This is a genomic window from Pseudomonas sp. F-14 TE3482 (assembly GCF_053629455.1).
The window spans coordinates 6018004-6031995 of sequence record NZ_JBRJII010000001.1 but is presented as its reverse complement, the minus strand read 5'-3'; the positions used below and the strand labels follow the sequence as shown (position 1 = coordinate 6031995).

The 13992-nt window shown below is 60.0% G+C and carries 16 protein-coding genes; 7 read left to right on the top strand and 9 right to left on the bottom strand.

The features are described 5' to 3' along the window. Window positions 1-161: 161 nt before the first annotated feature. Window positions 162-752: an HD domain-containing protein gene (locus AB7M26_RS27400; RefSeq protein WP_429377555.1), complete on the bottom strand. Its 591-nt coding sequence runs from the start codon at window positions 750-752 to the stop codon at window positions 162-164. A gap of 131 nt (window positions 753-883) precedes the next feature. Continuing rightward, entirely contained in the window at window positions 884-1195 is a 312-nt protein-coding gene (locus AB7M26_RS27395; RefSeq protein WP_123495952.1) for a DUF962 domain-containing protein, read from the bottom strand. 158 nt (window positions 1196-1353) lie between these two features. On the opposite strand from AB7M26_RS27395, the gene AB7M26_RS27390 reads away from it, so the two are divergent. Then, window positions 1354-2415, top strand: coding sequence for an AraC family transcriptional regulator (locus tag AB7M26_RS27390; RefSeq protein ID WP_221178759.1), 1062 nt, complete (start codon window positions 1354-1356; stop codon window positions 2413-2415). Here the strand turns inward: AB7M26_RS27390 and AB7M26_RS27385 are convergent. Then, complete coding sequence (locus tag AB7M26_RS27385; RefSeq protein WP_429387031.1) at window positions 2372-3826, bottom strand: TrkH family potassium uptake protein; 1455 nt, start codon at window positions 3824-3826, stop codon at window positions 2372-2374. The genes AB7M26_RS27390 and AB7M26_RS27385 overlap by 44 nt on opposite strands. A gap of 123 nt (window positions 3827-3949) precedes the next feature. Between AB7M26_RS27385 and AB7M26_RS27380 the strand changes: the two genes are divergently transcribed. Then, window positions 3950-4516: an NAD(P)H nitroreductase gene (locus AB7M26_RS27380; protein WP_123495958.1), complete on the top strand. Its 567-nt coding sequence runs from the start codon at window positions 3950-3952 to the stop codon at window positions 4514-4516. 107 nt (window positions 4517-4623) lie between these two features. Here AB7M26_RS27380 and AB7M26_RS27375 read toward each other — a convergent pair whose 3' ends face one another. The 6 genes from AB7M26_RS27375 to AB7M26_RS27350 all read right to left on the bottom strand — a co-directional run bounded on the left by AB7M26_RS27375 (window position 4624) and on the right by AB7M26_RS27350 (window position 8869). Continuing rightward, window positions 4624-5964, bottom strand: coding sequence for a sensor histidine kinase (locus tag AB7M26_RS27375; RefSeq protein ID WP_123495960.1), 1341 nt, complete (start codon window positions 5962-5964; stop codon window positions 4624-4626). Between the two features lie 174 nt (window positions 5965-6138). After that, window positions 6139-6588: a Spy/CpxP family protein refolding chaperone gene (locus tag AB7M26_RS27370; RefSeq protein ID WP_008010983.1), complete on the bottom strand. Its 450-nt coding sequence runs from the start codon at window positions 6586-6588 to the stop codon at window positions 6139-6141. A 177-nt stretch (window positions 6589-6765) separates the two neighbouring features. Then, window positions 6766-7443 carry a response regulator transcription factor gene (locus AB7M26_RS27365; protein WP_008010984.1) on the bottom strand — a complete coding sequence of 226 codons (678 nt, stop codon included), beginning with the start codon at window positions 7441-7443 and terminating at the stop codon, window positions 6766-6768. 7 nt (window positions 7444-7450) lie between these two features. Continuing rightward, window positions 7451-7861 carry a translation initiation factor 2 gene (locus tag AB7M26_RS27360; protein ID WP_429377547.1) on the bottom strand — a complete coding sequence of 137 codons (411 nt, stop codon included), beginning with the start codon at window positions 7859-7861 and terminating at the stop codon, window positions 7451-7453. A 110-nt stretch (window positions 7862-7971) separates the two neighbouring features. After that, complete coding sequence (locus AB7M26_RS27355; RefSeq protein ID WP_008074905.1) at window positions 7972-8271, bottom strand: YciI family protein; 300 nt, start codon at window positions 8269-8271, stop codon at window positions 7972-7974. Window position 8272: 1 nt separating this feature from the next. Then, complete coding sequence (locus AB7M26_RS27350) at window positions 8273-8869, bottom strand: septation protein A (protein ID WP_429377544.1); 597 nt, start codon at window positions 8867-8869, stop codon at window positions 8273-8275. A gap of 87 nt (window positions 8870-8956) precedes the next feature. Between AB7M26_RS27350 and AB7M26_RS27345 the strand changes: the two genes are divergently transcribed. The 5 genes from AB7M26_RS27345 (at window position 8957) to rluB (ending at window position 13870) form a co-directional block, all read left to right on the top strand. Beyond that, window positions 8957-9820: a PHP domain-containing protein gene (locus AB7M26_RS27345; protein ID WP_123495968.1), complete on the top strand. Its 864-nt coding sequence runs from the start codon at window positions 8957-8959 to the stop codon at window positions 9818-9820. A gap of 13 nt (window positions 9821-9833) precedes the next feature. Further along, a complete protein-coding gene (locus AB7M26_RS27340; protein WP_123495970.1) occupies window positions 9834-10463 on the top strand; it encodes an L-threonylcarbamoyladenylate synthase in 630 nt (209 codons plus the stop codon). 60 nt (window positions 10464-10523) lie between these two features. Continuing rightward, the gene (locus AB7M26_RS27335; protein WP_177319506.1) at window positions 10524-11282 is read left to right on the top strand and encodes a segregation and condensation protein A; all 759 of its coding nucleotides are present in this window, start codon (window positions 10524-10526) and stop codon (window positions 11280-11282) included. Between the two features lie 11 nt (window positions 11283-11293). Next, window positions 11294-12268, top strand: coding sequence for an SMC-Scp complex subunit ScpB (scpB, locus tag AB7M26_RS27330; RefSeq protein ID WP_123495974.1), 975 nt, complete (start codon window positions 11294-11296; stop codon window positions 12266-12268). 336 nt (window positions 12269-12604) lie between these two features. Further along, window positions 12605-13870: a 23S rRNA pseudouridine(2605) synthase RluB gene (gene rluB, locus AB7M26_RS27325; RefSeq protein ID WP_008074896.1), complete on the top strand. Its 1266-nt coding sequence runs from the start codon at window positions 12605-12607 to the stop codon at window positions 13868-13870. The last annotated feature ends 122 nt before the right edge of the window (window positions 13871-13992 follow it).

Here is a 13992-nt window from a genome sequence, read left to right as displayed (position 1 = left end):
GGTTTAGCCTTTGTGGCGAGGGGGCTTGCCCCCGTTGGGGCGCGAAGCGACCCCAAAACCATTCATCCCGGTTGTATCGGGCAGACCGCATTTTTCGGTTTTTACGACTGCTGCGCAGCCGAACGGGGGCAAGCCCCCTCGCCACAGAACTCTGACATTGATCAGGCCGGCGAATGCTCTTCCATCGCCGCCTTGTAAATCGAGTTCTTCGGCTGCGTAAACAGCCGTTCCACCATCGGTTCGAAGAAGCTCAGCGGCAGTGTGTCGTACGCCGGGTCAAACGCCGCCGCATCGTACCGGGCGCAAAACTCGATGGTCGCCTGATACTGCGGATGACCGCTGAATTGCTCGCGCAAATGCCGATCCATGCCCAAGTGATGAAAGAAGTAATAACCCTGGAAGATCCCGTGTTTTTCTACCATCCACAGGTTCTCGGCGCTGACGAACGGCTTGAGGATCGCCGCGGCGATGTCCGGATGATTGTAGGAGCCCAGCGTGTCGCCGATGTCATGGAGCAGGGCGCAGACCACGTATTCTTCGTCGCGACCATCGCGCCAGGCGCGGCTGGCGGTTTGCAGGGAGTGGGTCAGACGATCCACCGGGAAACCGCCGAAATCCCCCTCCAGTAACTTCAGGTGCGCCACGATCCGTTTGGGCAATTGCCGGGCATAGGCGCTGAAATCCGCGGCGATGATCGCCCAGTCTTCCTGCGTGCCGTCCTGCATATGGGTAAAACGGGCATGGGCATTCATCGGCTATCCTCTTGTTCTGATCGAAAGGGATGTTTTGAGTGTAGGACTCGGATCCCACGCTGCATTGGCTACACAAGACGCTTTTGTGGCCCATGGAGCCTAGGGGAGGGGAAACTAATTGAGAACGCCCCCTAGAACGGCACGCGGCCCAGAATCATGTCGCGGTACATGACGAAATCGCCGAGCAGGCTGTAAAGAGGATGCTGGAAGGTGGCAGGGCGATTCTTCTCGAAGAAGAAATGCCCGACCCAGGCGAAGCTGTAACCGGCCAGCGGCAGGGCCAGCAACAGCCACCATGCGCCGTTGCCGATGGTCAGCGCCAGAATGAAAATAACCAGGGAGGTGCCGACAAAGTGCAATCGTCGACAAGTGCTGTTGCGATGTTCGCTGAGGTAATACGGGTAAAACTCAGCGAAGCTATTGAAACGCTTGATGTTTTCCACGACTGCGATCTCTGTGGTTGCTGTGCACGCGACAAGTTGCTCTGCGGGTAGCTTATTTAAGTCTAGAGTGATCATTGGTATCAGCCAGTGACAATAGGCGCCACTTTAGTATCCTTGGGTATTGGGTCGTGGCATGCGGCCATTACGTAGTAAACGCCATGAGCGAACGAACGACTTCTGCAAGCTGGGCGATGGGGATTGTCAAAGCACTGGAAATGGACGGCCTGGATTGCCGGGTTCTGTTCAAGCAGCTAGGGCTCGACTATGCGGCACTGGATGACCCGGATGCGCGCTTCCCGCAAGATTCCATGACGCGGCTCTGGCAGCGCGCGGTCGAGCTGTCCGGCAACCCGGCGATCGGTCTGAACATGGGCAAGGTGGTGCGACCGGCGTCCTTCCATGTTGCTGGTTATGCCTTAATGTCCAGCCAGACCCTGGCTGAAGGCTTTCAACGTCTGGTGCGTTATCAGCGAATCATCGCCGAAAGTGCCGACTTGAGTTTCCGATTGCTGGATGAGGGTTATGCGCTGATTCTGACGGTGCATGGCGACCACCTGCCGCCGACCCGACAGAGTGCCGAAGCATCAATGGCCTGCGCTCTGGCACTTTGCTGCTGGCTGACCGGCCGTACGCTCCAGCCGCGCAAGGTCTTGCTGCAAGGCGCTAACCCCGTTGATCTTGAGCCCTATAAACAAGCTTTCCACGCCCCGTTGATGTTCAACGCGCCTTATGACGCCTTGATCTTCGAGCGCGCCGACATGGAGGCACCGCTACCCACCGCCAACGAGGCCATGGCGCGGCTGCACGACCGGTTTGCCGGCGAGTATCTGGCGCGGTTTTCCGAGAGCCGCGTGACCCACAAGGCACGGCAGGTGTTATGCCGTCTGCTGCCTCAGGGTGAACCCAAGCGTGATACGGTGGCCCAGACGCTGCACTTGTCGCAACGCACCTTGCAGCGGCGCTTGCAGGAAGAGGGCACGAGTTTTCAGACCTTGCTGGATGACACCCGACGCGAACTGGCCGAGCAATACCTGGCGCAACCGAACATGACTCTGCTGGAAATTGCCTACCTGCTGGGGTTTGCCGACCCTAGCAACTTCTTCCGCGCCTTCCGACGCTGGTTCGATTCCACCCCCGGCGAATACCGGACGCGGCTGATGGAAGCGCCCATGCGGATCAGTGACGCCAGAACGCCGGGATACACAGGACAAACACCGTAATGATCTCCAGCCGGCCCAGCAGCATGCCAAACGAGAGAATCCACTTCGCGGCATCCGGCAGGCTGGCGAAGTTACCCGCCGGGCCAATCGTTTCGCCAAGCCCCGGGCCTACGCCAGACACCGTGGCGGCCGCGCCGGTCAGCGCGGTCATCCAGTCCACGCCCAGTAGCGACAGCAGCAGTGCGATGACGCAAATGGTGATGGCGAAGAAGAACGAAAAGGTCAGGATCGAGCGCACGATCTCTTCGTCGAGACGGTGGCCGTTGTATTTCTGCTTGATCACCGCGCGCGGGTGAATCAACTGGTTAAGGTTGGCCTTGAGCAGAATGTAGGCAACCTGGAAGCGAAAAATCTTGATCCCGCCAGCGGTCGAACCCGAACAGCCGCCAACAAATCCCAGATAAAAGAACAGCATCAGTGAGAAATTGCCCCAGAGGCTGTAGTCCCCCAATGCGAAACCGGTGGTGGTCACTACCGACGTCACGTTCAGCGCCACATGCCGCAAGGCTTCCAGCCAATGCAGCTGGGTGGTCCACCAGTACCAGGTGCCGAGCACCAGCCAGGTCACCAGCAACATACCGAGCAGCCCTTGAACCTGTTCATCCTTGATCAGTGCCCGACGGTTACCGCGTAACGTGGCGACATACAGGGTGAACGGCAGGGCACCGAGAATCATGATGACGATCGCGACCCAATGTACAGCAGGCTCCGGCCACTTGGCCAAAGACTGGTCGGAGGTCGAGAAACCACCGGTGGAAATCGCCGACATCGCGTGGTTGATCGCATCGAACGGACTCATCCCGGCCCACCAGAACGCCAGGCTGCCGAAAATGGTGATGCCGACGTAGGCCGCAACGATCAAACGCGCCACCATGTGCGAACGGGGCATGACTTTTTCGGAACGGTCCGACGACTCGGTCTGAAACAGCCGCATGCCACCGATGCGCAACAAGGGCAGAATCGCTACCGCCATGCCGATAAAACCGATGCCACCAATCCAGTGCAGCAATGAACGCCACATCAGGATGCCGGGGGACATGTTGTCCAGGCCGTTGAGCACCGTCGCTCCAGTGGCGGTAATGCCGGACATGCTTTCGAAGAATGAGTCGGTGTAGCTGATGTGCTGGGTCAGCAGGAACGGCAGGGCGGCGAAGATGCATACCACCAGCCAGCTACTGACGGTCAACAGGTACATGTCTCGCGGACGCAGATGGATGTGCTCGGGGCGCCCGGGTATCACCAGGGCCAGGCCAGCGATAAAGGTGATCATGCTCGCCCAGAGGAACGACGGCAGATCGCTGGTGCGTTCGAAGATCACCAACGTGGCCATGGGCACGACCATGGCGATGGCCAGCGTGATCAGGAAGATGCCGATGATGAAACCAATGATCCGTAAGGTCGGCAACGCCATGAAGTCCGCTCGGGCTGATAGTAGGGAAGGGCGCCATTCTACCTGCGGGGCAGGGCATGTAAACCGACGCCGTCGCGACAGTTGACGCTAGAATAGCCAAACATTTTCTACAGGAGGTGGCCGATGCAGGCTCTCGACGCTTTGCTCAACCGTGTTTCCGTCCCACGACTGCTTGATCCGGCACCCACTGCCGAGCAGCGCGAAGTGCTGTTTGCCGCCGCGATGCGCGCACCAGACCATGGCCACTTGCAGCCTTGGCGTTTTCTGACAGTCGAAGGCGCAGCGCGCGAGCAAATGGGTGAGTTGTTGGCCGAGGCGGCGAAGCTGCAAGACCGTGATGTGTCCGAAGCCTTGCTGGACAAGGCGCGCAACGGCCCGCTGCGTGCGCCGCTGGTGATTGTGGTGATTGCGCGTTTGCAGGAGCACGCCAAGTATCCCAAGTCCGAGCAACTGTTGGCGGCCGGTTGTGCAGCTCACGGGATTTTGCTGGCCGCTTATGCGCAAGGCATTGGCGCGGTGTGGCGCACCGGTGAGCTGGCTTATTCGGCGCATGTGGCCAAAGGTTTGGGATTGGCGGAAGGGGAAGAGGTGATTGCGTTTCTTTACCTGGGCACGCCGCAGAAAGAACCGCGGGTGGCGGAGAAGGTCGATCTGGCCGAGTTTGTCAGCGCCTGGTCCGGTAGTAACTGAGGAAACGATTCCCCTGTGGGAGCGGGCTTGCCCGCGATAGCGGAGTGTCAGGCACTGAGATGTTGAATGTGCCGCCGCCATCGCGGGCAAGCCCGCTCCCACAGGATTCAGGGTTGCACTACCGCCCCCGGCACCAACGGCAATTCCAGACTGGCAACAAACCCGCCCTCCGGATGATTGGCCAGCACCAGACTGCCGCCATGGCGCTCCGCCGCACGACGTGCAATGGCCAGCCCGAGGCCATGCCCGGCCGCTGTCTGCCCCGGCGCCCGATAGAAGGGTTCAGCCAACTGATTCAAATGCTCGGTTTCTACGCCGGGACCGTGATCGCGCACGCTGACGACAATCCTGTCGCCCTGGCGAGACGCCTGCATTTCAATCGGTTGCCCGACCGGGTTAAAGCGCTGGGCATTGCGTAGCAGGTTGTCCACGGCACGCTCGATCATGGTCGGCCAGCCTTTGAGGTTCAGTTGTGGCTCGACCTCAAGGTGCACGTTCTGTTCGGGCGAACCCAACTGCGCATCTTTTTGCAGGGTAGTGAGCAGCGCATTGAGATCGACCTCTTCAGCACTGGCGTTGTCGGCATCGACGCGCGCCAGTACCAGGATTTCGCTGATCAACGCTTCCAGTCGATCGCATTCGCGGGTCAGGCGTGGCCAGAGTTTTTCCCGCTCCTCAGGGTTGGCCCGCTCGGCCAGCGCCAAGGCAATGCGCAGTCGGGCCAGAGGTGAACGCAACTCGTGAGACACGTCCCGCAGTAATTGCCGCTGGCTGCCGATCAGGCTTTGCAGGCGTGCGCCCATGCGATTGAAGTCGTTGGCCAGCACACCGAATTCATCGCGGCGGTTGGCCAGTTTCGCCAGGCTGTTTTGTTGATACGTTGTCTGCCCCAGGTCATGCACGGCGCTTCGTAAACGGCTCAGTGGTCGCGTGATGGAAAAGGTCACCAGCAAGCTGAACAGAGTCAACACCACCAGTGCGATGCCCAGTGCACTCAACGGCCAGAGCAGGCTTTCGCGGTGCCAGGCGTCCAGTTCCGGATGCGGGACGCGATAGATCAGCAGATAGGTGTCGCCTGTCTTGGCGCTGGTGTATTCATCGGTCAGACGCCGCCATGGCAGGCGTCGATCATCGTTGTTCTGTCGTGCTTCGAAGGCCGCCGCCCGCCGTGGAAAGGTACCGCGTACCACCGGGTCACCTGCCTCGTTGAGCACTTGAACGTTGATGTGATACTGACGCTTGCGCTGTTCCAGAATGTCCTGGGCGGCTTCTTCTCCCTGGCTTTCGTAGGTTTGCGTCCACTGTTCGGCCAAGGTGTTGAGGCCAGGGTGGCGACTGAGAATCCACGCGTCCTGGTTGAGCATGTGCCCGAGCAGAATGGAAAGCCCTGCAACCAGAGCGATGGCCAGCCAGAAGCTGGCCAGGATACGCCAGAACAATGAGCGCACAGAAAATCCTCAAACAAGCACAAAACCCTGTGGGAGCGAGCCTGCTCGCGATAGCGTCGGCACATTCAACATCAACGTGACTGAAAGGACGCCATCGCGAGCAGGCTCGCTCCCACATTGGACTGAGTGGCAAAAGACCCAACGGTGTTAGCCGTCAGGTCCGGGGTTAGCGCATTATTGCGCTTTTTGCGCTTGCTGCGCTTTCCAGGCCTTGAACTCGGCCCATTCGGCGCGACGCTCAGCCTTTTTCTTCTGGATCTCGTCGAATTGCTTCTGTTGATCCGGTTTCAGCAGTGCGCGAACGTCGGCTTCGGCTTTCTTGTGCTTGGCCGCCATCTCGTCTTTCAGGGCTTTCTGATCGGCTGGCGAGAGTTTTTCCAGGTACTTGTCGACCAGTTGCTGACGCTCATGCATCTGCTCGCCCATGATCTTGCGGATTTGCTCGCGCTGTTCACGGCTCAGGTCCAGTTGGCTGTAAGGGCCTTTACCGTGCATGCCGTGCATCTGACCGCCGTGGCGTGAGCCGTCCATATGGTCACCCATGGGACCTGCGCCTTCAGGCATGGCCATGGCAACGGTCGGCAGGGCGGCAGCAAACATCAGAGCGATAAGAGTCTTGCGCATGGTGTATCTCCTTGTCTCGTTCCCGGTACGTTCCGGATGTGTGCAGATTACGCAGATCAAGGTCAGCGGCGGTCAGCGGAGCGTAAAGCTTGGGTAAAGAGGGTCTTGTGCCGACCTGACAAAACTCCATGTGCAGGCACCCGTCTGTGGCGAGGGAGCTGTTGTGGCCGTTCGTTCTTACAGGCTGTAGTAGTAACCGCGACTGCGCAGGGCCACGATGCGTGGGCGACCGTCGGGGTGTGGGCCGATTTTTTTGCGCAGGTTGCTCACGTGCATGTCCAGGCTGCGGTCGTACAGGGTCAGTTTGCGACCGAGGGCGATTTGTGCCAGTTCCTGTTTATCCAGTGGTTCGCCGGGCTGCTTGAGCAGGGCTTCGAGCAGACGGCTTTCGGAGACGGTGAGGGTGAATTCCTGTTCATCGATGCTGACCACGCCACGCACCGGGCTGAAGCACAAGTCACCCAATTCGAGCTGGCTGGAAACTGCCGTCGGATGACTGCGGCGCAACACTGCGCGCAGACGGGCTGTCAGCTCTCGTGGGTCGCACGGTTTGGCCAGATAATCATCGGCACCGAGTTCCAGGCCGAGAATGCGGTCCAGCGGTTCACCACGGGCCGACAGCATCAGCACTGGCAAATCCGGATGGTCGCTGCGCAGTTGCTTGAGCAGTTCCAGGCCACTGCCGTCTGGCAGCATCACGTCCAGCACCACGGCCGCCGGGGAAGTTTCGGCCAACGCCCGGCGCGCGCTCTGGCCATCGTGGCAGGCGCGGACCTGAAAGCCTTCCTGGCTCAGCCAACTACTCAGGAGCTCACACAGCTCCTGGTCATCATCAATTAATAACAGCTCGCTCATGACTCACTCAATTTAGCCATTGCCGACGTTTTCTACGTGCACCACTGGCGAAGATACCGCAGAGCAGCGCCAATAGCGCTACCCCGGCCCCGATCACGAACCACTGTTGCTGATCTGTCAGCAGACGTGGCAGCGGGCTGGCCTGGATTTCCTTGAGTTGCAGCTTCAGGCGCTGATTCTCTTGGCGCAACCGGCTCAACTGAGCGCTTTCGCGTTCGCCATCGGTATTTTGCAATTGTTTGCTCAGTGCTTCCCGTTGCTGCTCGCTTGCCTTCAAGCGCTGCTGCAACTCGGTGATCTGGCTGCCGGCGCTCAAGGACAGCGGCGTGGAATTGCCAACATCGGCGCTTTCTTCACCGTGGGCGGGCGCCATGATCGACAACGTCACCAACATCAGACACAACGGACCTTTGCGCATCGCAACTCCTGATTCCAATACGAGTATTGGGCAGGTTGTCGGCCGGTAAACGAGAATAATGAGCGATTGAACGCGCGATGAACCGACAAGGTTCATCGCGCGACAGGGCACTAAGGCAGGACTTGCTTGAACGGCTTGACCAAAACGTTGGCGTAGACGCCTGCGGCGATGTACGGATCGGCGTCGGCCCAGGCTTGGGCGGCGCTCAAGGAATCGAATTCGGCAACGATCAGGCTGCCGGTGAAACCCGCCGCGCCCGGATCATTGCTGTCGACGGCCGGGTGCGGGCCGGCCAGTACGATACGACCTTCGCCTTTAAGCACTTGCAGGCGCTCAAGGTGCGCAGGCCGTGCGGCCAGGCGGGCTTGCAGGGAGTTGGCGACGTCTGTGGCAATGATTGCGTAAAGCATGTCAGTCCTCGGTTTTTGGCGTGGTGGTATCGGCGTCGTGCAGGTGGCGGGACAGGTAAATGCCCTGGGCGACCAGGAACAGCAACGTCATGCCCAGGCTGCCGAAGACTTTGAAGTCGACCCAGTAGCTCTGGAAGGTGAACGCAACGAACAGGTTAGCGGCGCCGCAAAACAGGAAAAAACCGATCCAGGCGATGTTCAGACGGGTCCAGACCGGCTCTGGCAGGGTCAGTGCGTGGCCCATGATGCGTTTGATCAGCAGTTGGTCACCGACGAAGTGGCTGCCGATGAACCCGAGGGCGAACAGCCAGTTGACCACCGGGGCTTTCCATTTCAGGAAGGTCTCGCTGTGGAACGCCAGGGTCAGGCTGCCGAAGACCAGGCAGGCGATGAGGGTCAGCCACTGGCTCTTCTCCAGCTTGCGCTGCTTGATGAACAGCGTGCCGTAAACCACCAGGGAGCTGATGATCAGCACGGCGGTGGCGCTGTAAATACCACCGACAGACAGTTGATAACCGCCGATATCGACGACCCGTGGATCGATTTTGAAGACGATGAAAAACAGCAGAAGCGGGATGAAGTCGATGAATTGTTTCACAGTGGCAGCCAGAAGCAGGATGTGGCGGCATAATAACAAACATATTGACGCGCGATAGCGTCAGCTGATTTGAGGTTACACAGTCCTGTGAATGTTGATTTGCACTGCCATAGCACGGCTTCCGACGGCGCCCTCGCGCCTGCGATACTGGTTGCGCGTGCGTTCGAGAAAGGCGTGCGAGTCCTGGCCTTGACCGATCACGACACCCTTGAAGGCCTCGACGAGGCCCGTAGCGCTGCGACGGCGCTGGGGATGCAACTGGTCAATGGCGTCGAATTGTCCTGCACCTGGGGCGGGGCGACCATTCACGTTTTGGGCTACGGTTTCGACGTCAATGCGCCGCCGTTGGTCGAGGCCATCGCAACATTGCACGATGGCCGCTGGCTACGGTCCGAAGAAATAAGCCGCAAGTTGGCGTTGAAAGGCATGCCGGGGGCGCTCGACGGCGCTCGGGCCATTCAACAGGAACTGGGCGACAGCGGTAACGCGCCGGCCCGTCCGCACTTCGCCGACTGGATGGTGCGTGAAGGTTTCGTCAAGGATCGCGCCGAAGCGTTCCGCAAATGGCTGGGCGCCGGCAAACTGGGCGACGTCAAACAACACTGGCCGACCCTGGATGACACCGTCGCAACCCTGCGCGCCGCGGGTGCCTGGGTCAGTCTGGCGCATCCCTGGCACTACGATTTCACTCGCAGCAAGCGTCGTCGCCTGATTGCCGACTATATTCAAGCAGGGGGCCACGCGATAGAAGTGGTCAATGGCCATCAACCCGCCGAGCAGGTGGGCAGTTTGGCGATTCTAGCCCGCGAGTTTGGTCTGCTGGTCAGCGCCGGCAGTGATTTTCATGGCCCTGGAGGCTGGTCCGAGATCGGTGAATACCGCCCGGTCCCGGAGGATCTGCCGCCACTGTGGTGTCGATTCAAACATGACCCAATTATTGCCGTCGTCTGAACAGGTAGAGAATGTGAGTCAATTTTTCCAGATTCATCCGGAAAACCCGCAAGCGCGCCTGATCAAACAGGCTGTCGAGATCATCCGCAACGGCGGGGTGGTGATTTATCCCACAGACTCTTCCTACGCCATTGGTTGCCAGATCGGCGACAAAAACGCCGTGGAGCGTGTGCGTCGGCTACGTCAGCTGGATGAGAAGCACAACTTCGCGCTGATTTGCAGCGACCTGTCGCAGTTGGGGCTGTTTGCCAAGATCGACACCGGCACCTTCCGTGTGCTCAAGGCTCACTTGCCTGGCCCTTACACCTTCATTCTCAACGCCACCCGCGAAGTCCCGCGGCTGTTGTTGCACCCGAAAAAACGCACCATCGGCCTGCGTGTGCCAAGCCATCCGATTGCCCTGGCATTGCTGGAAGAACTCGGCGAGCCGCTGATGAGCGTGACCCTTATCATGCCCGGCGACACCGACCCGTTGAGCGATCCTTACGAAATGCGCCAGTTGCTTGAGCATCAGGTGGACCTGATCATCGACGGCGGTTTCGGCGGGATCAAGGCGTCCACCGTGATCAGCCTCGCCGACGGCGAACCGGAAATCATCCGCGTCGGTTGCGGCGACCCTGCGCCTTTCATGGCCGAGGCCTAGATGTCTGCAGTAGAACCCGTCGACAGCCAGGCCGGCGCCCAGCAAGAACTGCCTTTCGCCATGGTCTATGGCCAGGCGGTCATGGAAATGCCGCTGGACCTGTACATCCCGCCGGATGCGCTCGAGGTCTTTCTTGAGGCCTTCGAAGGCCCGCTCGATTTGCTGCTGTACCTGATCCGCAAACAGAACATCAACATCCTCGACATCCCGGTGGCGGAAATCACCCGGCAGTACATGGGCTATGTCGAGTTGATGCAGTCGGTGCGCCTGGAGCTGGCCGCCGAGTACCTGGTGATGGCCGCGATGCTCGCCGAGATCAAGTCGCGGATGCTGTTACCCCGTGCCGAGACGATCGAAGACGAAGAGGATGATCCTCGCGCCGAGCTGATTCGCCGCTTGCAGGAATACGAACGCTTCAAGGCTGCAGCCGAAGGCATTGATGGCTTGAGCCGCGTCGGCCGCGACGTGGTGGTGCCCAAGCTCGACGCCCCTGAAGCCCGGGCGCGCAAGCTGTTGCCGGATGTGAGTCTGGGAGAGTTGCTGATGTCCATGGCCGAGGTCTTGCGCCGTGGCGACATGTTCGAAAGCCACCAGGTCAGCCGTGAAGCGCTGTCCACCCGCGAGCGCATGAGCGATGTGCTGGAACGGCTCAAGGGCGGCGGTTTTGTGCCCTTTGTCGAGCTGTTCACCGCTGAAGAAGGGCGCCTGGGGGTGGTGGTGACCTTTATGGCGATCCTCGAACTGGTCAAGGAATCCTTGGTCGAGCTGGTGCAGAATGAGCCGTTCGCGGCGATCCATGTCCGGGCCCGAGCCGAATAACGAGTTGAATCATGAACCTGACTGAACCCCGCGAGCTGGCGCCACTGCTTGAAGCCTTTCTGTTGGCCTCGGGAAAACCGCAATCGCTTGAACGCCTGTTCGAACTCTTCGAAGAAGGCGAGCGGCCCGAGCCCCCTGTGTTCAAGAAAGCGCTGACGATTCTGGCCAAATCCTGCGATGGTCGTGCTTTCGAGTTGAAGGAAGTCGCCTCCGGGTATCGCCTGCAGATCCGCGAAAAGTTCGCGCCGTGGGTCGGACGTTTGTGGGAAGAGCGGCCGCAACGCTATTCCCGCGCCATGCTCGAAACCATGGCCCTGATCGCGTATCGCCAGCCGATCACCCGGGGCGAGATCGAAGACGTGCGCGGCGTGGCCGTCAACAGCCACATCGTGAAAACCCTGCTGGAGCGTGAATGGATCCGCATCGTCGGTTACCGCGACGTACCCGGCAAACCGGCGATGTTCGCCACCACCAAGGCGTTTCTCGATCACTTCAACCTGAAGAATCTCGACGACCTGCCGCCACTCGCCGAACTGCGCGAACTTGAACCCGATCCTGTGCTCGATTTTGACGACGCGCCCGTGCCTGCCAGCCTGCAGGAATTGGCTGATGCCAGCGCCGAGCCGGAAGAACCCAAGGAAGAAACCAGTTTCCACACTCTGTTGCTGGAACTGGACACCATGGAAGAGGGGCTCAAGACCGACTTCGACGATTTGCTGCGCGATGGGACGGTGACCGAGACGGAAGGGGAGTCGGTTCAACCCGAGCCTGAAACCGAAGTTGAACCTCAGGTCGAGGCTGACGCCGAAGTCGAACCAGAGCAGGAAGACGACATTCTTGGTGTCGCCGAAGCTCGCGAAAAGCTCCTGGCCGCCGTCGCCGCGCTTGAACAGCCGAAACCCGAGCCCGAATTGACCGACGAAGAAGCCGAAGCCAAGGCTTTGGCAGAAGCAATTGAGGCCGAACGTCGCCAGTTCGAAGATTGACCCAAATCCTGTGGACAATGGAAATCCCTGTGGGAGCGGGCTTGCCCGCGAAGAGGGAGTGTCAGTCACATCATTGCTGTCTGACCCACCGCAATCGCGGGCAAGCCCGCTCCCACAGTGTTTTGTGTCGGCTGGAGTTTCTATGAACTCAACCAAAGACCCCGGCACCACCGTTCGGCGCAAAAGCAAATAACCGACGGTCGATCAGCTAGTCTCTGATGCGCGAACGTCTCCATGAGCGTATGATTCGCGACCCTTTGGCGATCTCTTCGTCAAACGACCAGCTTTCACATCTTCAGGCACAAGCCTGAACAGACCACACCGGGAGGTGCCCAGATGAGTATCAACGACCAGAAAGACGACCAGGAAATCGGCCCAGCAGGCGAAAAGCTGCAGAAAGTCCTCGCCCGTATCGGCGTCGGCTCGCGCCGTGACGTAGAAGCCTGGATCAGCCACGGCCGCATCAAGGTCAATGGCAAAGATGCCACCCTCGGCCAGCGCGTCGACCTGCATGACGCCATCACCATCGATGGCCGGGTGATCAAGCGCGAAGAAGCCGCCGAGTCGGTACGTCGCGTGATCATGTACAACAAACCCGACGGTGAAATCTGCACCCGTAACGACCCTGAAGGTCGTCCGACCGTGTTCGACAAGATGCCGCGCCCCAAAGAAGGTCGCTGGATCAACATCGGTCGTCTGGACATCAACACCACCGGTTTGCTGATGTTCACCACCGACGGTGAATTGGCCAACCGCCTGATGCACCCCTCCTACGAAATGGACCGTGAATACGCGGTACGTGTACGTGGCGAAGTCGACGACGAGATGATTGAACGCCTGAAGGCAGGCGTGGTGCTCGAAGACGGCCCGGCCAAGTTCACCGACATCAAACAGGCTCCGGGTGGCGAAGGTTTCAATCACTGGTACCACTGCGTGGTGATGGAAGGTCGTAACCGCGAAGTCCGTCGTCTGTGGGAATCCCAGGGCCTGGTGGTCAGCCGCCTGAAGCGCGTGCGTTTCGGTCCTGTGTTCCTCAACTCCGACCTGCCGATGGGCCGCTGGCGCGAAATGAGCCAGTACGAAGTCGACATTCTCAGTGCTGAAGTCGGCCTGACCCCGGTGGCGATGCCGCAAATGAACGCCAAGAGCAAAGACAAGCTTGAGCGTATGCAGCGCAAATCGTCCCGTCCGGTGGGCAAGACCGAACGCGTACGGACCCTGCGTCCAGCCGCGGGTTCGACCGCTGCCAGCCCGCGCGAATCCCGCGAGCCACAGATCGAAGGCGAACGCCCGGCCCGCAAGCCAGCACCACGTCAGGACGGTGAGCGCGGCCCACGCACGCCACGTCCGGCCAACGGTCGCACTGAGCGTGGCGAAGGCCGTGGCGCTCCGTCCGGTGGTCGCAGTGATCGCGGCGCGCCTGCCGGTCGTGGTACGCCTGTGGCAGACCGCCCGGCCGATACCAAGCGCCCGGCCAAGCCGGCACCGAAGAAACGCCCTGGCATCGTGCTGGTCGACCGTGACGCGCCATCGGGCAAACGCCGCGGCGCACCAGCCGGTTCCGGCCAGCGCCCGGGCTTCGGTCGTCGCAAGCCTGAGTAATCGGTGAGCGCTGCATGAAAAACGCCATCCCTCGGGATGGCGTTTTTTTTGGTCTGGTAAACCGGTTTTCAGAAAGCAGGTGAACCTGTGGCGAGGGAGCTTGCTCTCGCTGGGTCGCGAAG